This is a genomic window from Microbacterium sp. R86528, assembly GCF_044596335.1.
Classification (GTDB): Bacteria; Actinomycetota; Actinomycetes; order Actinomycetales; family Microbacteriaceae; genus Microbacterium; species Microbacterium marmarense.
The window spans coordinates 2,926,445-2,945,679 of the sequence record NZ_CP138996.1 but is presented as its reverse complement, the minus strand read 5'-3'; the positions used below and the strand labels follow the sequence as shown (position 1 = coordinate 2,945,679).

22 protein-coding genes are annotated in these 19,235 nt (G+C 64.4%); 12 read left to right on the top strand and 10 right to left on the bottom strand.

The features are described from left to right. Positions 1–16: 16 nt before the first annotated feature. Positions 17–646, bottom strand: coding sequence for a GNAT family N-acetyltransferase (locus SJY18_RS13660; protein ID WP_396667961.1), 630 nt, complete (start codon positions 644–646; stop codon positions 17–19). A 24-nt stretch (positions 647–670) separates the two neighbouring features. Continuing rightward, complete coding sequence (galU, locus tag SJY18_RS13655) at positions 671–1,558, bottom strand: UTP--glucose-1-phosphate uridylyltransferase GalU (protein ID WP_396667960.1); 888 nt, start codon at positions 1,556–1,558, stop codon at positions 671–673. A 97-nt stretch (positions 1,559–1,655) separates the two neighbouring features. On the opposite strand from galU, the gene SJY18_RS13650 reads away from it, so the two are divergent. From SJY18_RS13650 to mscL, 3 genes are read left to right on the top strand one after another with little or no spacing between them, the layout of a single operon-like run. After that, positions 1,656–2,252 carry a 5-formyltetrahydrofolate cyclo-ligase gene (locus SJY18_RS13650; protein WP_396667959.1) on the top strand — a complete coding sequence of 199 codons (597 nt, stop codon included), beginning with the start codon at positions 1,656–1,658 and terminating at the stop codon, positions 2,250–2,252. A gap of 16 nt (positions 2,253–2,268) precedes the next feature. Continuing rightward, entirely contained in the window at positions 2,269–2,568 is a 300-nt protein-coding gene (locus tag SJY18_RS13645; RefSeq protein ID WP_396667958.1) for an FmdB family zinc ribbon protein, read from the top strand. A gap of 38 nt (positions 2,569–2,606) precedes the next feature. After that, positions 2,607–3,029 carry a large conductance mechanosensitive channel protein MscL gene (mscL, locus tag SJY18_RS13640; protein ID WP_396667957.1) on the top strand — a complete coding sequence of 141 codons (423 nt, stop codon included), beginning with the start codon at positions 2,607–2,609 and terminating at the stop codon, positions 3,027–3,029. A 1-nt stretch (position 3,030) separates the two neighbouring features. Here mscL and SJY18_RS13635 read toward each other — a convergent pair whose 3' ends face one another. Then, positions 3,031–3,231 carry a hypothetical protein gene (locus SJY18_RS13635; RefSeq protein WP_396667956.1) on the bottom strand — a complete coding sequence of 67 codons (201 nt, stop codon included), beginning with the start codon at positions 3,229–3,231 and terminating at the stop codon, positions 3,031–3,033. After that, positions 3,218–6,919 (bottom strand): AAA family ATPase, encoded by a 3,702-nt coding sequence (locus SJY18_RS13630; RefSeq protein WP_396667955.1) that lies wholly within the window; start codon positions 6,917–6,919, stop codon positions 3,218–3,220. Before SJY18_RS13630 ends, SJY18_RS13635 begins: the two co-directional genes overlap by 14 nt. Before the next feature lie 191 nt (positions 6,920–7,110). Here SJY18_RS13630 and SJY18_RS13625 point away from each other — a divergent pair, with 191 nt between their 5' ends. The 8 genes from SJY18_RS13625 (at position 7,111) to SJY18_RS13590 (ending at position 10,780) form a co-directional block, all read left to right on the top strand. Continuing rightward, on the top strand, positions 7,111–7,644 hold the full coding sequence (locus SJY18_RS13625; RefSeq protein ID WP_396667954.1) for a methylated-DNA--[protein]-cysteine S-methyltransferase: 534 nt from the start codon (positions 7,111–7,113) through the stop codon (positions 7,642–7,644). Positions 7,645–7,714: 70 nt separating this feature from the next. Continuing rightward, positions 7,715–8,707 carry a LuxR C-terminal-related transcriptional regulator gene (locus SJY18_RS13620; protein ID WP_396667953.1) on the top strand — a complete coding sequence of 331 codons (993 nt, stop codon included), beginning with the start codon at positions 7,715–7,717 and terminating at the stop codon, positions 8,705–8,707. Positions 8,708–8,874: 167 nt separating this feature from the next. Further along, positions 8,875–9,153, top strand: coding sequence for a Fe-S cluster assembly protein HesB (locus SJY18_RS13615; RefSeq protein ID WP_337337583.1), 279 nt, complete (start codon positions 8,875–8,877; stop codon positions 9,151–9,153). Positions 9,154–9,305: 152 nt separating this feature from the next. Further along, complete coding sequence (locus tag SJY18_RS13610; protein ID WP_396667952.1) at positions 9,306–9,629, top strand: ATP-dependent DNA ligase; 324 nt, start codon at positions 9,306–9,308, stop codon at positions 9,627–9,629. Next, a complete protein-coding gene (locus SJY18_RS13605) occupies positions 9,626–9,892 on the top strand; it encodes a hypothetical protein (RefSeq protein WP_396667951.1) in 267 nt (88 codons plus the stop codon). The genes SJY18_RS13610 and SJY18_RS13605 overlap by 4 nt, the downstream gene beginning before the upstream one ends. A 62-nt stretch (positions 9,893–9,954) precedes the next feature. Further along, positions 9,955–10,248, top strand: coding sequence for a hypothetical protein (locus SJY18_RS13600; RefSeq protein WP_396667950.1), 294 nt, complete (start codon positions 9,955–9,957; stop codon positions 10,246–10,248). Beyond that, positions 10,245–10,409, top strand: a complete 165-nt coding sequence (locus tag SJY18_RS13595; RefSeq protein WP_396667949.1) for a hypothetical protein — start codon at positions 10,245–10,247, stop codon at positions 10,407–10,409. The genes SJY18_RS13600 and SJY18_RS13595 overlap by 4 nt, the downstream gene beginning before the upstream one ends. A gap of 26 nt (positions 10,410–10,435) precedes the next feature. Next, on the top strand, positions 10,436–10,780 hold the full coding sequence (locus SJY18_RS13590) for a helix-turn-helix transcriptional regulator (protein WP_396667948.1): 345 nt from the start codon (positions 10,436–10,438) through the stop codon (positions 10,778–10,780). Positions 10,781–10,786: 6 nt separating this feature from the next. Here the strand turns inward: SJY18_RS13590 and budA are convergent, their stop codons facing one another. From budA to SJY18_RS13570, 4 genes are all read right to left on the bottom strand, one after another. Continuing rightward, the gene (gene budA, locus SJY18_RS13585) at positions 10,787–11,503 is read right to left on the bottom strand and encodes an acetolactate decarboxylase (protein WP_396667947.1); all 717 of its coding nucleotides are present in this window, start codon (positions 11,501–11,503) and stop codon (positions 10,787–10,789) included. A gap of 47 nt (positions 11,504–11,550) precedes the next feature. Continuing rightward, on the bottom strand, positions 11,551–13,023 hold the full coding sequence (locus SJY18_RS13580) for a DUF1254 domain-containing protein (protein WP_396667946.1): 1,473 nt from the start codon (positions 13,021–13,023) through the stop codon (positions 11,551–11,553). A 71-nt stretch (positions 13,024–13,094) separates the two neighbouring features. After that, a complete protein-coding gene (locus SJY18_RS13575; protein WP_337337575.1) occupies positions 13,095–13,337 on the bottom strand; it encodes a hypothetical protein in 243 nt (80 codons plus the stop codon). 83 nt (positions 13,338–13,420) lie between these two features. Further along, on the bottom strand, positions 13,421–15,529 hold the full coding sequence (locus tag SJY18_RS13570) for a glucose PTS transporter subunit IIA (protein WP_396667945.1): 2,109 nt from the start codon (positions 15,527–15,529) through the stop codon (positions 13,421–13,423). A gap of 283 nt (positions 15,530–15,812) precedes the next feature. Here SJY18_RS13570 and SJY18_RS13565 point away from each other — a divergent pair, with 283 nt between their 5' ends. Further along, positions 15,813–16,049, top strand: a complete 237-nt coding sequence (locus tag SJY18_RS13565; RefSeq protein ID WP_337337573.1) for a hypothetical protein — start codon at positions 15,813–15,815, stop codon at positions 16,047–16,049. Between the two features lie 129 nt (positions 16,050–16,178). Here the strand turns inward: SJY18_RS13565 and SJY18_RS13560 are convergent, their stop codons facing one another. Then, positions 16,179–17,414, bottom strand: coding sequence for an ice-binding family protein (locus tag SJY18_RS13560; protein WP_396667944.1), 1,236 nt, complete (start codon positions 17,412–17,414; stop codon positions 16,179–16,181). Positions 17,415–17,575: 161 nt separating this feature from the next. Then, complete coding sequence (locus tag SJY18_RS13555; protein ID WP_396667943.1) at positions 17,576–19,051, bottom strand: DUF222 domain-containing protein; 1,476 nt, start codon at positions 19,049–19,051, stop codon at positions 17,576–17,578. Positions 19,052–19,235 lie beyond the last annotated feature (184 nt).

The window sequence follows — 19,235 nt, the reverse complement described above, 5'->3', positions numbered from 1 at the left end:
CCTGGCGCGTGTCGTTTTAAGGCTGGACCAGGTCGGAGGGCGGAATGGATGCCACGTTGTGCGGCACCTCACCAGAAACCCATCGATTGAGCACACCCTGGGGCACATCTTCGCGCACCAGCGCAAAGCAGTAGTGGTCGCGCCAGTCACCGTTGATGTGAATGAAGCGCCGCCGCAGCCCTTCGTAGCGGAAGCCGAGCTTGGCGACCACGCGCAGACTGGCCACGTTTTCCGGACGGATGCAGATCTCCATGCGGTGCAAGCGCATCTCGTCGAAGCAGATGTCGGTCGCCATCGCGACAGCGGCCGGCGTGATTCCCCTACCCGCGAAACGCTCGCTCACCCAATAGCCGATCGTGGCTGAGCTGAGCGAACCGCGAGCGATGCCCCAGACGTTCAACTGACCCGCGATCTCGCCGTCGTACTCCATGACGAAGGGAATGCCGGAACCGTCGCGGTACTGCTGCAGCAGGCGCTTGACGCCAAGACGCATGTCAAACGACACTGCCCCGTCGGGATTGGTTGCTTCCCACGGGCGCAGCCACTTCCGGTTCGACAGCAACTCCTGCTGCAGCACACGGGCATCGCGTGAGCGCACCAGTCGAAGTGAGACCGGTCCGTGAGCGCGGGGTGCTGTCAGATCCACAACGACCCCTTCGACAGCGCGGCGCTACAGCGTGGCCGCGAACTCCTTGAACCAGGGTCGCAGCTCGGGTCCGAGATCTTCACGATCTGACGCTAGCTGCACGATGGCTTTGATGTAGTCCACTCTATCGCCGGTGTCATAGCGACGACCGCCGAACACGACGCCGTACACTCCGGGGCCGTCGGGGTCTGCTGCCATCTCTTCGAGAGCATCGGTGAGCTGAATCTCGCCGCCCTTGCCCGGTTCGGTGTGCTCGAGAATGTCGAAGATCGATGCCGGCAATACGTAGCGGCCGATGATCGCGAGGTTCGAGGGCGCATCTTCTTTTGCGGGCTTCTCGACGAGACCCTTGACCTTGACGAAGCCTTCGGTGTCGGTCGCGTCAACGTCGGCGGCACCGTAGAGGTGAATCGCGTCGGGGTTGACCTCCATCAGCGCGACGATGGCTGCACCGGTGCGCGCCTGCTGCTCGAGCATGGTGGTGAGAAGCACGTCACGCTCATCGATGAGGTCGTCGCCCAGAAGCACCGCGAACGGCGCGTCGCCAACGTGCGCCTTGGCACGCAGCACCGCATGGCCGAGCCCCTTGGGCTCACCCTGGCGGACGAAGTGAATGTCAGCCAGATCGCTCGAGTGCTGAACCTTCTGCAGCTTGGCGTGGTCGCCCTTCTTCTCAAGGGTGCGCTCAAGCTCGGGAACCGAGTCGAAGTGGTTAGAGAGGTTGTTCTTGTTGCGACCGATGATGATGAGAATGTCATCGATGCCGGCCTGCGTTGCCTCTTCCACCACGTATTGAATGGCGGGCTTGTCAACGACGGGAAGCATTTCTTTGGGCATCGCCTTGGTGGCGGGCAAGAAACGAGTTCCGAGGCCAGCTGCCGGAATAACGGCCTTGAAGCGCGGTGAAGTCATGAAGAACACTCTAACGATTTCAGAAGACATTCATGTTTCTTCTGCAACACTTCGGCACCTGATCGGCCGCTTCGCTGCAGCGTTTAGACTCGAGGGCATGTCTGATGCCATCGCCGATGCTAAGCGCGCACTGCGCGCCGAGCTGCGCGAGCGGCGCAATCTGCTTTCCGAAGCCGCACTCGACACCGCCGGATCGGGAGTGCGCGAACAGCTGGACGCTCTTGTCGAGCAGCTCGATGTGCGCTCGATGTCGTGTTACCTGTCGATTCAGACCGAACCCGACACGCGCGAGTTCGTTGTCGAGGCGGTGCGCCGCGGCATCCGCGTGCTGTTGCCCGTCACGCGCGCCGACGGCTTGCTCGACTGGGCTGTCGCCACCGACGAGGGTGAGGTCGCCGAGGGGCTGTTCGGTCTTTCTGAACCGACCGGCGAGCTGCTCGGGCCGATTGCGGTGAACGACGTCGACCTGCTGGTGATTCCCGCGGCCGCGGTCGACACATCGGGTATGCGCCTGGGCTGGGGCCGTGGCTACTTCGACAAGACGCTCGGCTCGATGGAGGGATGCCCTCCGGTGTACGCCGTCGTATTCGACACGGAAGTGCTCGACGAAGTGCCTCAAGACCTCCACGATCAGCCGGTGACCGGAGTCGTGACACCGACCCGCACCCTTACCCTCGCGCCCACAGCGCGCTAACCGCCCGAAAGAAGCCATGCCTACATACGCCTACGCCTGCAAAGAATGCGGCCACAAGTTCGATGCGGTGCAGTCTTTTGCCGACGCCACGCTTACCGAGTGCCCTGAGTGCGGCGGCGCGCTGCGCAAGCAGTACGGTTCGATCGGCGTGACCTTCAACGGCTCGGGCTTTTACCGCACCGACTCGCGCGCGGGCACGAAGAGTGCATCCGATGCTGCTGCCAAGCCTGCGGCCACGCCGGCGAAGTCCGACTCGAAGCCCAGCACCGCAACGCCCAGCACCACTACTTCAACGCCGGCAAGCGCCGCGAAGTGACACTCAACACAGCCGATTACAGAAGCGAGACTTCACGCATGATTAAAGGATTCAAAGAGTTCATCACTCGCGGAAACGTGATTGACCTCGCCGTTGCCGTCGTTATCGGCGCAGCATTCACCGCGGTGGTCAACGCGATCGTTGCGAGTATTGTGACTCCGCTCATCGAGATCTTCTGGCAGCCCGACGAAGAAGGTGTTGCTGGCATCCAGGTGCCCGACCTGTACGGCGGAACGGTCACCTTTCCCATCGGCGACCTCATCAACGCCGCGATCAGCTTTCTCGCCGTCGCCGTCGTGGTCTATTTCGTCTTCGTGGTGCCGATGAACAAGTTCAAAGAGCGCGCCGCTGCCAAGGCCGGGGTTGCTGAAGAAGAGGCGGCTGACATTCCGACCGAGCAAGAGCTGCTCATTCAGATTCGCGATCTGCTCGCGAAGGATGACACATCAGCTAGGCCCTGATTCAGTAGTGCGGCGGAACGTCGCGGCGCAACTGATCATCGTTGGGCCCCGACGGGCCGCTGGATGCTGCCCGGTCAGCGGGCGCATCGCTTGCGCGCTCATCGGCGGGCACCGGCTCTGACGTGGTGCCAGGCGCGGGGGTCAGCTTCGCGCGACGAGAGCCCGGCACGCGGGTGATGTGCTGCCGGTCACTCGAAGGCATCGAAGGGCTGGGTGTCATTGTCTGCCCGTGCCGTTTCTGGTGCGACGCCGAGCAGCGCAGCGATGCGCGACGCCACGCTGGCCGGGTCGGTGTACAGGTCAAAGGAGTGCACGCGCACGTAGTGCCAGCCGAGGCGGCGCAGAATCTGCGGGCGCAGGCGCAGCGATTCACGCAGCGACTCCCCCACCGTCTCGGGGTCGCTCTCGACAACCACGGCTTTGCCTGCGTGCTGGGCGACGAGCGGCAGCAGCCCGCGGTAGTCGACGTCAACCGCGAGGCCGAGACGACGAAGTTCTCGCGCGAGCGCCAGCGTGAGCGGGTCGGCGAGGTCTTCAAGGCGGGCGTGCCGCGATCGCGCAGCGATATTGCCGAGAATCGACATGAGCGTCGCTGCACCGTGCTCGAGGCGTCCGTCATCGAACGCAGAAGGCCTGATCGACGAGACGATCACCATCGAGCGGCGGGCGCGCGTCATGCCCACAGTGAGCAGACGTTCGCCGTCGGGTGTCGACAAATCGCCGAAGTCGCTCAGCACTCGACCGTGTTTGGTCAAGCCGAAGCCGAGCGAGAAGATGACACGGTCGCGGCTCTCTGCGACAGACTCTTCGAGGGTGAGAACGGCAAGCGGTTCGGCGGTTTCGCGCGATACGAAGTTGGCGACGTCGCTGCGCCCGGCGAATGCCTTTTCAACGGCCGCCCGCACCCGCTCGGCGTGGCGCCTGCTGGCGGTGACGACCATCAGCGACTCGTTGCCGCGGTTGATCGCGTGCTCGACCACAAGCGTGACGACTCGCGCTACTTCGGCGTTGGGGCTTTCGACTGCACCGCTGACAGGGTCGGGGGCACCCGTGCCGCCCTCGACGTAGTCGACGGTGAGGCTGCCACGGCCGAGGTATGACCCCGCCCACGGGTACGAGACCAGCTCGCCACCATAGAAGGCATCGTTGACCAATTCGGCCAGGTCTTCGCCGCCCGCGCGGTAGCTGCGCGTCAGCGTCTCAACGGGAAGCAGCTCAGCGAGCCGTTCGAACACGCTCACCGAGTCGAACGGGGTTGCCGGTTCGAGGTCGTCTTGAGCGGCTCCCGCGGCAACGCGGAACGGCGTGGGCTTCTGCGTCACGGGATCGCCGAAGACGACGATCTGCCCGGCACGCTTGAGCGCGGGGGTCGCTTCGGCCAGACACAGCGAGGTGGCATCAGCGATGAGCACGACGTCGAACTTCTCGGTGGCCGGCAGCGCCGGCACTTCGTAGGGCGAGGCCAGCCAAACCGGTGCAAGCGTGCGCAAGAGTGTGGGCGCCACGTCGTGAAGAACCGACGGTGTGGCGTTGCCCGCCTTCAGCGCGGATTTCAACGCGGATGCTTCGTGTGCCTGATCGACAATGCCGATGCGCCACTGGGTAGCGAGTTGGCTGGCGAGCATGTGGCCCGATGCTGCCGCGTGCGCTTCGTCAACGAGGCGGAAGTCGCGTTCGAGTCTGTCGACGACTGCGGTGTTGGCGCCGAGCAGAGCACGGTCGGTTCGCAGCAGGTGCTCCAGAGCGGACTGCCACCACGCGAACTCGAGTTCATCGGCAACGCGATCTTCGGGAACGTGCCGCACCGACAGTTCTTGCAGCAGCGGGCCGAGACCTAGCGCGGCAAGGTCGCTGCGCAGGGTGGCGCGCTCGACGAGGTTGTCGAAAACGTCTGATTCGGCGGCGAGCGCGGCGAGCGTTCGCACCAGTTCGGCGACCGGCAGCGTCGCCAAGCGGTCTGAGCCGCTGCGGCCAACGATCGCGTCGAGCTCAGCCAGATCGGCGCCCACGCGCTGCCAGGCAACCTGGGTGTCGGCCAGACCGATCGGCACCTCGGGCACCACACCAGCATCCACATAGCGCTGCCATTCATTGCGCTGATGCTGAATACGCACGAGCGCTTCGTGCATGTCGGGCACGTGCACTCCGGGGCGAATGTACTCGCGTGACAGGCGACGAAGGCGGCGGCGATTCGTGCTGCTCATCGTGGGAGAATCGCGTCGCGGTCCGTGCGCCTGAATCAGTTCGCCGAGAGGGCGCTCGAATACCGTGAGGCTGAACCGGTCGAGCGAGTCACGAATGCCCTGCAGCAGCGTCAGGTAGGCACCCATGTCGGCAACCGTGTCGAACGGCCGCATGTGGGTGCGGGCGATCAGGGCGTAGCCGCGTTCAAGCAGCGAGGGTACTTCACTGCGGTGCAGCTTTCCTGCCAGCGCGTGCGCAGCCCGTGCTTGCTCGGTGGTTTCGAACGTGACGCCGTACCAGGGCGAGTCGTTGGGTCCGAAGCGGAACTCACCCAGTCGAGCGGTCGCCGCCAACGTCTCTGCCGCAGCAGCGCGAGCGTTTGCGAGCCTTTCCAGCGTGTCGATCTCGAAGCGAGCAGGAGTCGACGGCGCAGTCGGGCGCTGGGCGAGCTGAGCGAGCGCCCGCAGAATGTCGAGAACAGAGACGCCGAGGCTCGGATGCTGCGCAGTCACCGAGCCGCGATAGTCACGCAGCACTCCGCGCAGCCGCACGAGCGCGTCGTCGATGTCGGCAACCTTCGGCGCCTGCGCCTTCTCGTTGCGACCGATCGCTCGGATCAGGTCGCGCTGCAGATGCGCGGGCGAGACCGCCAGCCCGGGCAGACCGATGCCAGAAAGCCGGTGCCTGACTCCCTCGAGGGTGGAGCGCCGCGCGCTGACGACCAGCACGCGCTTGCCGTCGCGCACCAGGGCGCCCACTGCGTTGATGACCGTCTGCGTGCCGCCGGTGCCCGGCAGCGTGTGCACAGCCATCGACTGGCCGGCGATAATGCGACCCAGAACGCGCTCTTGCTCTGAATCGGCGTCAAGCAGCAGGGTGTCGGCTGCGGGCGGTCGTTCATCGAGCGGAGCGACGTCGGGCACGTCGCGCACCGTCGTGAGCATCTCGCGGTCGTCAGGGTGACCGGCGAGCGCGTTGAGAATCGGGTGGTCGAGGTCGCCCGCATCACGTGACATCGCTGCGGCAACGTCGACGAAGCACGAGACGAGCAGGCGCGGCGCTACGACGAAGCTGTGGATCGAGCGGGTAAGCGCGCGAATGTGGTCGATGACCGGCTGCGGCTTGAAGACTCCGTCGTCATACGCGAGCGCGGCGAGCGCGCCGCCATCGACGTCGATGCCGAAGTGCACGCGCATGGCGCGCACGAGTTCGGGGTTGACGAAGAACTTTCCCTGCAGGGTGAGCTCGAAGTCTGACAAGTGGCGCCGAATGGCGAGCGGGCGCAGCAGCACGGGCGCCGTGCACTTCATGCCGCCGATGTTCCACGAAGCGAGCCCCACGCCCAGCCGCACAGATTCCAGGCCGCGGGTGGTGCGCAGCTCGACGTTCTTCGCCGTGATGCGCTCCGCGGCGAGGCGTGCGTTGCGCAGAGCTACTTCGTCGCGGAACAGCCCAGAAAGCAGTGTGGATCGCCCGGTGATGAACTGCGGAAGGCTGCCGGGGTGAGCCTTGGTGATCTCAATTGCGGAGTCTTGCGTGTCAGAGAAGTGCAGCAGGGTCGAGCGCCCACCAAGCTCGGCGGACTCGTTGCGCAACCGGTCACGCTCAGACGCCGCGATATGCACAACGGTGGCGTCGGGGTCGGCAACGCCGAGGTCGCTTGGGGTCACCAAATGCCCGAGACCCGCGCTTTTTGCGCCGGTCACGACGCTCTCTTCTGCTCGCCACACACGAGCCAGACTAGGCGCGCCGCGCCGAACCTACTTGCAGTGAGGGCGAGTTTCGCGGTATTGGTGCCCCACGGGCATCCAATCCTCCCCAACGTCACCGTTCGCCACGTCGCCACCATTGCCGCTGCGGATCAGCCAGACAGTGCGGCACGCAGCAAGATGAACACATGACATCGCCCCAAACGCCCCGCTACCGCGTTCACCCCTCCCCCATCGGCGACATCATGATCGTGGAGCGCGAGGGCAGCCTCGTGACCGTTCATCCCTTCGACGGCCCCGTCTACGCAGAGGTGGCGCGGCTGTCGATGTGGCTGCGGGCGGCGGTGGAGCAGCAGCATCCCGAGCATGCAAATGATGTGATCAGCGAGACGATCACCCAACTCGAGCAGTACTTTGCTGGCGAGCGCGAGGCGTTTGAGCTGCCGCTTGATTGGAGCACGGTGCGGGGCTTCACCCGAGATGCCCTTAAGGCGGTGTGTGAGATTCCCTATGGCGAAACGGCTGGCTATGGCGAGGTGGCGATCGCCGCGGGCAGCCCTCGGGCCGCTCGAGCGGTGGGCACTGCGTGCGCGCACACGCCGTTTTCGATAGTGGTTCCGGTGCATCGAGTCGTGCGCGCCGACGGTTCGCTGGGCGAGTACGGCGGCCACCCTGAAATCAAGAAGTACTTGATAGATCTCGAGCGGCGCACGAGCGAGTAGGCCGCCGGTGGGCCGCTGGAGACTGCAGCGGTGCGGGTGGTGTGCTCCACCCGCACCGTCGCGCCCCGCCGTGGTCACCGTCGCGCACCGCACCCGCGCACCGCACCCCGCACCCGTGCTCGGTCTCGCGTTGGCCCCGATGGTATGGTCGACGCTACGAAACCGGCACCGTTGCCGTCACCCCGAGAGCAGGTGGATCACGCTGTCTTCGATCGATACCACCCCTCACCTCGTCGCCCGCGCGGTAAGTGAGTTGGCGCGCCGCACTCGCTTTCCGGTGGCGTTCGGCGGTCTCGAAACGGCGGGCGCTATTCACGTCACAGCGGTGCACGGGGCTCGCACCAACAGCCTCGAAGGTCTTGTGGTTCGCGCTGAACGCGGCTTGGGGGGCAAAGCGTTCGCTGAGCACCGTCCCCGCCTTGCTATGGACTACCGCTCCGCACGTTCGATCACCCACGACTACGACACGAACGTGCTCGGCGAAGGCATCGGCACGCTCTTCGCCGTGCCGGTAATGGTGCATGGACGTGCGCGCGGAGTGCTGTACTGCGGGTCGTGGGGGCAGTCATCGGTCGGAGACATCGTCGCCACGCCCGCACTCGACGTCGCTCACGACCTGGCAACCGAGTTGCGCATCAGCGACGAAGTGCAGCGCCGCCTCGGCGGGGTTCCTAACGCCAGCGCGGCTCACTCCCCCGGCGCCGAGATGTCGGCGTCAGTGCGGGAAGAGCTGCGGCACAGCTACGCCGAGCTGCGGCGCATCGGCGCTTCGGTGGCAGACAGTGGTGTGCGCGCGCAACTCGCTCAGCTCGAATCCCGCCTGGCTGCGCTCTCTGCGGAGGGCCCGATCGCCGCAACGGCCTCGACGGTGCGACTGTCGCCGCGCGAAATCGATGTGCTCTCTTGCGTTGCAGTGGGTGCCACCAATGCTGAAATCGGCACCAGCTTGGGGCTGAAAGAGGCCACCGTGAAGTCGTACTTGCAGACGGCAATGTCGAAGTTGGATGCCACAACGCGCCACGCGGCGGTGGCGAACGCACGCATCGCGGGCATTCTGCCCTGAGGCTCTCGGGCGAACCTGAACCGCAGAACCTCAGAAGCTCAGAAGCTCAGAACCTCAGAACCTCAGTATCGCGTGTGAGAACGCGCATAGAACCACCGCAGGGTTGCATCCTTCGGCTTTTCTCGGAATCGTGGCGGGTCCGCAGTCCGCAACAGAAGGAGAAAGCAATGCTCACCCTTACCCCGACGGCGGCCGAGGCCGTAAAGAACATCGTGTCGCGTGTTCCCCAGATCGATGATGGCGGCGTTCGCATTCGTGACACGGGCGGCGAATCCGGTTTTGAACTGAGCGTCACGCCCACGCCTGAAACCGAAGACACCGTCGTCGTCACCGACGGCGCCCGCGTTTTTCTCGACTCGAAGGCCGCTGTTGCCTTGGATGATCGAGTGCTCGATGCTGAACTTGCCGGCGACGGTTCGGTGCGTTTCGCGCTCTCTGCCGCGTAGCACCCGCAGTTCTTCAGAAGGAGGGGTCCCGTTCGCGGGGCCCCTTTTTCGCGCCCGTTCACGGGGCCCTTTTTTTCGCGCACTGATAACCCCGCACGCTATCTCTGTCAAGTGGGTGTGAAGCGTCTACGAGGACTGCGACGCTGGAACGCATGGGCAAGTTCATCTATGAAGGAAACCTGAAAGTCGACTTCGACGACCGCACGCTGGCGCACCTGCAGATGGTGATTGGCACCAAGCTGCGCAGGGGCGAGGCGTTTCACTTCACATGGAAAGACGACACCAGTCTCGGAAACGGGCGAACCTCGGTGTGGATGCATGCGCAATCTTCTCTGGTCTACAAGTACTACGGCAGTCGGCGCCCGACGCTGAACGCGCGGTGGGTTGATGCTCTCGCGTTCACCGCCAACTCGCCGACGGGCCTTTTCCTTGTGCCTGAACCCAACGGCGATGAGACGACGGGGGCGGAGTCATGAAGAGGATCGACATCGTCTACGGCGGCGAGCGTTTCAGCATCGGCGACCGCGATCTTGAGACGCTGAAGCAAGAGATCCGCTCGGGACTGGCGACGGGTCATCACTGGCTGGTCGTGAACGACGGCGAAGGTGAGTTCCACAGTGCTTACCTCTCGATCAGCCCGGGTGTGCCCCTCGCGTTGATTCCAGTTCCCGACCACGAGCCAGAGGGCGCAACAGAAGCGTGGGATGGCCTGGGCACCGTGTCGGAAACTGACGTGTAACTCGCCGTTTGACTGCTGTCAACCCCCATACGGATATGTGACATGACCTGCACTATATCCGTATGAAAACTCACACAGCGCACCAACTTCGACTCGAACCTCTGGGTGAGGGCAGTTGGCGGCTCTGCGATCACTCACTCTCGCCGAATGATCCAGGATGCTTGATCGCCTACGTCGAGCAATTGCGCGAAGGGCCGTACGAAATCACCTGGGTGGCGTTTTCCCGGCACCGTGAGAGGTATGACTCGGTCAACGATGTGCTGCGTGCGGCAAACGCGTTGCTGAACGCAGCGGGCAGCAGCGGGCCGAACAAGCCCGCACCGATCCCGCACCTGCCACCGCTCGTGGCGCGGTGAGGCGCTCTGCGGGGAGTCTTGCTCCCGATGAACCTGACAGGCCCATCCGCATCTCCATCGACGAAGAGTTCTGGGATGAAGCCGACGACTTCGAAGAAGCGCTGCTGCGCCAGATGATTCGAGAGGGCTATATCAATCGTCAGACGCCAGGCGGCGGCTGACGCATGCGCTCGGGTAGCATCCGATCATGACCGCCGAGCATCCTGACCTCATGACCGTCGCCGACGTGGCTGTTCGATTCGGCGTCTCAGAGTCGACCGTGCGCGTCTGGCTCACCCACCGCGACGCTGGCGCCACGGGCGGAGTGCCCTCGGTGTTGCCCGCTCCCCTGGCGCGCGGTGTGGTGTGGATGGCCTCGGAGATCGAGGCGATCGCCCCCATCGTTGAGGCGCGAAGCCGCAAGGGCGGGCGGCCACGCACCAAAGTTCAGCCCGAGAACGCATCGTCCGAAGACACCGCACCCGAAGACACCGCACCCGACATCACCGGGCCCGAAGACACCACACCCGAAGACACCGCGCCCACGGCGTGATCGGCGTCAGCCGGGGCTCTCGGTGACCCGCGTCTGCTCGTCAAGGTCGTCAGGGCTCAGCTGAGCGTTCTTGAAAGCATCCGTGAGCGGCAGACGCAGCTCGAGATCGGTGCCGCGACAGATCTCGACGGTGCCGCTGTCGATGGTGAAATCGATCACGTGCCCACCGTGCGTGTGCGCGTCGTCGACGTAGTGCACGTGCCCGCCAGGCACGCTGATGCCGCGCTCATACAGGGGAGTGCGAAATCCGGCCACCGTGCCGGTGGTGTCGGCGAACGTCAGGGCGGGAACATCGCGCACGGCTTCGCGCATTCCGACGTAGGGCTTGGTCTGCTTGACCACCGTGCGGGTTTGCACCGTGGCGAATCGCCCGCGCACGCGCACGGCGAACAGGTAGTTCGCGGTTCCCACCGCCGACTCGATCATCGCGACGACTTCGTCCCTGGTCTTCGTGTGATCGATCGACAGGGTGATCTCGGGCGCAAACCGGGTGATCACTGCGAACGGGGTGAGCTCGGCAGCATCCACTTGACCCACGGTGCCATCGGCCCGAAGTCGATAGCAGATGCCGTCGAGCACAAGCATTTCGCCATCGAGACCGTTGAAGGTGCCGAGCCCGAAATCGCCGTGTTCGAGCAGCTCGCCCACGGTGAGATCGCCGTCGTAGACGCCATCGAGCAATGCGCTCAACAGACTCGCTTGAAAAACCTTGTGCCTGAGCATTGGCCACCCGTCGTTTCGTGTGACCAACACTCTAGGCAATCAGCGCATCAGATCTGTTCGATGTCGTTCGGAATCCAGCTCTTGTCGAACCATGATTCGAGCGGGCCGTAGAGACGAAGAATGCCGTACCAGCTCTTCGACGGAATCGTCTGAATCCAGTTTCCGCCGTGCTCGCTGGGCTGCTCGGGGCCGAAGTACAGGTCGATCGAGCCGTCTTCGTTGTAGACGAGCTCATCGCGGTCTTTCTCGCTGCTGCGGCTGGGCAGCGCCTGGCCTGTCTGCAGTTCTGAACGCGTCTGCGGGTCGTAGGCGATGACCGACCAGAAGTCCTGTGCGGGAATGCCGGCGGGCAGGGTGAGTCGGTATGTCTTGTCTCCCTGCAGATAGTTGCCCGCGGAGTCGTGCTCCGACAGCGCGTACTGTGAGCCGACGCCGACCATCTCGAGTGCCATCGCGGGCGTGTTGAGCGTGGCTTGGTAGAAGAACAGCGTGCGGGCGTCCATGTTGCGCCCGCCGCGGCCGTCTTTGTCGAGCCAGCGGTAGTCGCCGCCGACGAAGCCGGTCTTCCACTTGCGATCTTCGTAGTAGTAGGCACGCGGGTCGCGGGTCTTGAAACAGATCGCACGGGCGGTCGCGTTTCCGACCGCGGCGGCCTCGGTGAGCAGACCGAGCATGCGCTCATCGGGTGCGAAGGGATGGTCTTTGTGGATGCCGATGGCGGCGAGCAGGCCGCGGGTTTCGGGGTCGATCAGTTCGATCGGCTCGCGCGTGATGACGTCAGCGACCTCTTCGTAGAACGAGCGATCGTTGGCGTGGATGGTGTTGAACGCCTTGCCCGAGATCGACAGGAACTCCATCTCGGGGCGCGCACCCTCCGCGTTGAGCGGGTAGATCTTGACGCCATCTTCGAACATCGCCTTCGCTGCGTCGGTCTTGCCGTCGACGAGAAAGCCGCGCAGTGCCAGCAGGTTGGTGTAGCTCCGCGAGTGCGACACGTGGTACCCGTCGGGAATCTCGCCCTCGTAGCCGGGAGGAACGATCAGGTAGTTGCCGCCAGCGCCGCGGTCAGGACCGGGCTTGCCCATGTCGGTCACGAACCGGAACCATGCGTCGTTCACCGTGCCAGGGCCGCAGCCCGGCGGGATCTCGACGACGGTGGGGCCGTCACGGTGCAGGTCGAGCATCGCGAGCGCATACACCGTGTCGGTGTTGCCCGTCAGAAAGAGCGGGGTGGAATCGAGCAGCTGATCGGCGATACCGACCTTGTTCGCAGCGTCGAGCCCGAAATCAGTGAGGCCTGCCCGAAGCCCCTCGAGGGATGCTGCCGGAATGCTCTGCAAGAACACTTCGACGCCACGCGCGAAGTCGAGCTGATCGAAGACCTTTGCGGCGGTCTCTTCACTGGGAAAACCGTCGGTGAACTCGAGAGTGCCGATGCGGGTTTCGACGCGATCGGGCGTCATGATCTTGCTCGGGATCGGAGTGTTGTAGCCGGCAGGAACGTCTGCTGAGGTGCTCATGGTTTCACCGTAGCGGCGACGACGCTTCAGCCCCTCACATTGTTGGGGTGAAAGTGCTCTCGCGTGCGATCTCAGCCGGTGCGCTGCGTGACTTTGTAGACCTCGCCCTGCTGGTCGTAGGTCGTCCACTCTCCGACCGGCTCGCCGGCCTCGAAGTGGCCTGATCGCTTGATCGTGCCATCGAGGCGGTACCACTCCCAATAGCCGGCGGGCTGGCCGTTCTCTGTCTTGCCCTTCGACCAGCGCGTCACACCGTTGGCGTGGTATTTGATCGTGTAGCCGTCGATGATCTCGGTCTTCTTCGAATCGCTCACATGGTCATTCTCGCCGACAGGCGGGGCGGCAAGACTACGGGCGGCTGCGGCACGTGCCAGCATCCGCCCGCATCTCTTGCGTGTTACTTGGGATCAACGGTGATCAGCGACGCTCCGGGCTCGACGGTGCCTTCGGTGACCGGGGTGACCTCGCCGAAGTCGTCGGCGTTGAGCACGATGACGGGGGTGACCATCGAGTAGCCGGCCTTCTCGATGACCGATCGATCGAAGGTCACCAGCGGGGTGCCCAGTTCGATGCGGTCGCCGTTCTTCACCTTGACGTCGAACCCTTCGCCATTGAGGTTGACGGTGTCGATGCCCACGTGAATGAGCACTTCGAGCCCACCGTCGAGCACGAGGCCGAACGCGTGACCGGTGGGCTGGGCGGCAGCCACGGTTCCTGCTCCGGGCGAGTAGACGGTGTCGCCGGATGGCTCAATCGCAGCGCCCGGGCCCATCACGCCACCGGCGAAGACGGGGTCAGGAACCTCGGTGAGCGGCACGACACGACCCGCCAGCGGGGCGGCGATGTCGAGGGCCACGCGCTCAGCCACCGCGGTTGCCGTCGCGGTTGCCGGAGCGACTGTGGCTGCGGCGGCTGGCGCAGCATCCGACGCGTCGATCACTCGGGGCTCAGCCGCCTCAACCGATGCGGGCGATACCTTCTCGGCCGCGGCTTCTGCCTCGGCAGCGTCGCGTGCTGCTTCGAACTCGGCCTGCTGCTCGGGGGTGCGGAAATTCGAGCCGATCACCAGGAACATCGATGTGAAGAACGCACCGAAGATCGCGATCGCGTAGAGGCCGATCGGGTTGAACGCGGGGATCGTGAGCAGCGAGGTGAACACGAATGCCTGCGTGGTGATGCCGTTTTCGAGGCCGAGCACGAGGCTGCCGACACCGATGATCAAACCGCCCACGAAGCATCCGACAAGAAGGCGTGGATAGATGCGCTTGAATCGCAGATGGATTCCGTACAGCGACGGTTCGGAGATTCCGCCGAGCAAACCGGCTGCGAGGGCGCCGGTGGAGGTCTGCCTCATCTGGTGGTCGCGGTGACGAATGGCGAGCACCAGCACGCCGGCGGTGGCCCCGAAGCAGGCGAAGTTCCATGCGCCCATGGGCCCCTGGATGAAGTCGTAGCCGAGGGTCTGGATGTTGAGCAGCATGACCGCGTTGATCGGCCAGTGCAGACCGAGCGGCACCATGAACGGGTACGCGAGCGGAATGACGATCGCGAAGATGAACGGCGAGAAGCTGTTGATCGCGGCGAGCAGGTTCGCGAGCGCGGCACCGGCGTAGACGCCGATCGGGCCGATGATGAACGCGGTCATCGGGATCATGACCAACATCGCCAGGAACGGCACGAAGATGAGCTGCAGGTTGGGGGTGATGATCTTGCGCAGGCCCTTGTAGAGCAGGCCGAGCACCGCAGCCATGAGCAACGGTGGGAACACCTGCGAGCTGTAGTCGAAGACGGTGAGCGGAAAGCCGAAGATGGGCACGATCGTCACGTCGACGCCGAACACGACTGTCGGCTCGACGCCTTCGCCGAGGGCGAGAAAGCCGGGAAGCATCAGCACCGCCATGATGGCGAAGCCGACCCAGGGGTCTGCGCCGATCTTCTTCGAGGCGTTGTAGGCCACCATCAGGGGCAAGAAGATAAACACACACTGCCACATGAGGTTGATGAAGGCCCACGACGGGTCGAGGGTCACACCGGGGGCGTTCCAGTCGGGAATGACGTCGAGCGTGGCCATAAGGGCCATGAAGGTGATGAAGAACGAGGCGCCGAGCAGCGCGCCGAGCACCGGGCGGAACGAGTCTGAGAGAAACTCGAAGAACGAGTCGATCCAGGCGACTTTGCCTCGCACGCCCTTCGAGCGTTCGCGTTCTTTGATCGATGCGATGTCGTCTTCGCCGCCGCCGGATGGTGCTGCTCCCCCGTCGATGTCGGGCAGCGCTTTGATGTCGTTGTAGACGGATTGCACGGCGCCACCGATGACGACTTGAAAACGGTTGCCCGCCTGCGGCACCGCCCCCATCACCCCGGGAACCGCTTCGATCGCGTTCTGGTCGACTTTTCCTGCATCGACGAGCTGAAATCTGAGCCGTGTCGCACAGTGGGTGAGGCTCTCGATATTGCTCGAGCCGCCGACGCCTTTGACGATGTCGGCTGCGGTGTTGTCTGCCATGTCGATCTCCTCCGATGGATCAGGTTTTCACCTGCGCGATGACTGCAATGCAGAGCGATGCCGCATCGATCGTGATCGTATCGCTCTGGCCGACGGAACTCTACGAAATGTTCGGCGAACAGGGATGTTCTCGCCCGAGGTTCGCGCCTAGGCCGGTTTTGCCACGCGGTCAAGCCTGTTGTTGATCGATCAGAACAAGTGGATGCTGGTGTCTACCCACAAGCAGAGTTAGCCCCACGCAGATTTCGCGCCACGCAGATCCGCCCCAAGCAGAGGAGAACGCATGTCTACCGAGTCCAGCGACAACAAGACCGCGGCCGACGAAATGCCGGCCGACGAAGACCTGCAAGAGCCCAGCACGGCGAAGGAGCCCGGCGAGGAGCCCAAGGCTGACACTCCCAGCCAGCCCGAGCCCAGCCACCAGGCAGTCGGGATCGGGGTTGTGGGTGCGCCGCTCGTGGATCCCGAGGAGCCCGCCGACGACGTGAATCCCGAGGAACCAGTCGACGACGAGGGCTGACCCCGGCGGTCTCGTCGCGACTCACGTGGTGACGGGGCTGGTCCCGAAGATCCAGCCGACGCGGGCTGATCCCGGCGTTGCCGCTACCACTGCATGGCGACGGCCGCCAGGCCAGCCTCGCGTGCAGATCTACAGGGCGGTCTTGCGTCGCGTCGCGGCGATCGTCATCGCAGCGCCAAGAAGAAGCAATGCGCCGGCAGCGAGCAGGCTGGGTTTCGGATCGAGGCCAGACTCGGCAAGCAAAGCTGCCGACGTGGAGGCCGCACTTGTAACCGCAGTCGACTCAGCCGCAGTTGACTCGGTGGCAGTCTCGTCGGTTGTACCGTTGCCTTCCGATGTGGTGCCCTCGTCTGAGCCATCGTCAGTAGGAGTCGGCGTTGCAGCGGCCGAGATCGCGACCGAGTATTCCGCGATGGCGTCTGGGGTGGCCCCGTTGCTGGCGGTGATCGTGAACACGAAGGTTCCCGGGGTTGTGGGGGTTCCCGAGATGACGCCGGTGGTCGAGTCCAGAGTGGTGCCGGTCGGAAGGGTTCCGCTGGAGCTGTAGGTCGGTGCCGGGGTGCCCGTGGCAGTGACCGTGTGCGAGTACGGTGTGCCCGTTTCGCCCGCGGCGGGTGCGCTAGAGGTGATCGCGGGGCTGGCGGTCTCGACGGGGGTGGTGGTGTCGCAGCTTTCGTCAACGCTGATCACGTTGGTGTCGAGCGTCACGGCGCCGTTGAGCGCGAGCAGGCGTCCGTCGATGGTGGCGCCGGTGTTGGCGGTGATCGAGGTGTAGGCGAGCACGGTGCCGACGAATGTGGCGTTCGTGCCGATTGTTGCCGAGCTGCCTACCTGCCAGAACACGTTGCAGACGCTTGCTCCGCCGGTGACGGTGATCTGTGAATTGGATGCTGCGAGCAGGGTGGATGCCGCTTGAAAGATCCAGACCGATTCGGCGGTGCCTTCGAGAACGAGGGTTCCGTTCAGCGAGATTTCGCCGCCGGAGTAGGCGCCCGGGGTGAGTGAGCGACCGTTGAGTTCGTCGAGGCCGAGCGGTGTGGGGGTCTGGCTTGCTGCGTCGTTGTAGGCGACGACGGCGTCTGCTCGTGCTTGTGTTGCCACAGCGGTAGTTGCTTCGGTGACGCCGTTGATGATTCCTGGCGGGAAGCCGGTGATCGACGTGCCGGGGCTCACGCCGAGGTTGCCGTTGACGACGGTGGGGCCAGTGTTGGTGACAGCGGAGGCGCCAAGAACGCCGAATGGCGAGGCGGTGCCGAGGTCGAGCTCGGTGGCTGCGTATGCGGCAGTGCTCGGGACGAAAGCCACGGCGAGGACTGCGGTGATAATGGCGGCGGAGAAACGGACTTTTGAGGATGCCTTGAACAAGGTCGATCCCTTCCTAATAGGAGGGGCATCCAAGGTCAACGTTTTTCAACAGCGTATGCGCCTAGGCCATGTCTATCAGTGATTGTTCGTGATCGGGCTTTTTGTAACCTGATCGACGCACAACGTTCCCGCCGCAGCGCCTCTGCCAGGCTGGTTGCCGCTCAAAAAGGCGCGGGATCGAATTCGGCATCGGTGGCGAAGTGCACGCCGCTTGAGGAATGGTCGGGATAGACGCGACCCGCGGGGCTGATCCATTCCATGACTCCGCCCGGCTTCTGCGTGACGCTCCACGGGGTGTGGTGTTTCAGGGTGTGGTGACGCCGACACAGATGGGCGAGGTTCGAGACCGCGGTTTTTCCGCCATGCGCCCAGTCGATGGTGTGGTCGACATCGCTTCGCGCGGTGGATTGTCGACATCCGGGGAATCGACAGTGTTGGTCGCGGACCGCGAGCAGTCTTCGCATCTTCTTCGTGGGTTGGTATCGGTCGACGGCGAGAACCGCGGCCGATATCGGATGGGTGAGTATGCGGTCCCACCCGGGAGCATGTCTCGCGAGTTCTCTTGCCGTGTCTGGGTCGATTGGCCCGTTACCGGCGAGAGCGATCGAGTCGAATGGGTCATCGACGGGTGAGTCCAACAGCGTGAGCACCGGAACGGTGACCTGAACCGTCGCGCGGATGCTCCCCAGCCCGGTGTCACGGGTGCCGATGTGGGCGACAGGGTCAGAAGCGAGGAGCAGGTCGGCCAGAAGGTCGGCGCGGATCGCGTCGAGGGTGCGACGCGCGTTGAGGAGTTCGTCGACGTGGGCGGTTGGGCGTTGCGCATCGTCAGTAGTTGCGCGTTTCGACTCATCGGCAGAGCCCCCTCGCTTCGCAGCACGCGCATCTTCGGCAGAGCCCTCTCGCTTCGCAGCACGCGCATCTTCGGCAGAGCTCTCTCGCGTGGCGGCACGCGCAGCTTCGCGTGCATCGCGAATCGCCTGTGCGTCGGCGTCAGCGACCTCGCGGGCCATCTGGGTGAGCCGATCATGGATGCCGTGGATGATGACGGCAGGCCCGGTGACCTGCAACTCGGCCATGCCGTCGTCAAGATCACGCACCTGCACGGCCCGAGAAGTCGCGGCCGCAACATGTCGTTCGCGGATCGTCTCGTTGAGAAACCACTGCGCACGCCGCTTTGCGACCGGTCGCAGTCGGGTGACGGTCTCGGCTTCGGCGTAGGGCAGAATGCTCGACTCGTACTCCGCGATCAGCTCGGGTTCGGTGATGCGGTCGCCTGCTTCAACGATCGCCTTCGCGTGGGCCAGCGAGATGCGCCCCGCGGCGAGCGCGGTGGTCGTCTCGGGAAACACGTCGACCATGCGCGCTGATTCACCGAGTTGCCGTTGCACGGTGCGGTCAGATACGCGTAATGCGGCAGCCAGTTCTGCCGCCACACTGCGGTGCGCAAAGTCTGCGTCAGATTGGGAGGCTTCAGCATCCGCCCACTCCTTTGCAATCGCCGCCGCCTCTGCGAGCGCACGAGCCTCACGTGCCTGCAACGACGCGATCTGGCGTCGAATGTCGACCACGTCGCCCACGACCGAAGCAATGCGCTCGGCCGCTATTTCGGCGGGAGCAGTAGCGGTGCGGGACATGCTTCAATGATGACAGGGGCCTCGGACATTCGTTCGAATGTCGGCATGGCGAGTGTGAAGAAGGGTGGATGCTGCGCCCCGGCGCGCAGCGCTGACGCGTGCCGAGTGGTCAACCATCGGCAGGCAATCACCGCCCGTGATGAAGCGGCCTGCCTACACTTCGGCCGCACCGGCGGCGACCTCA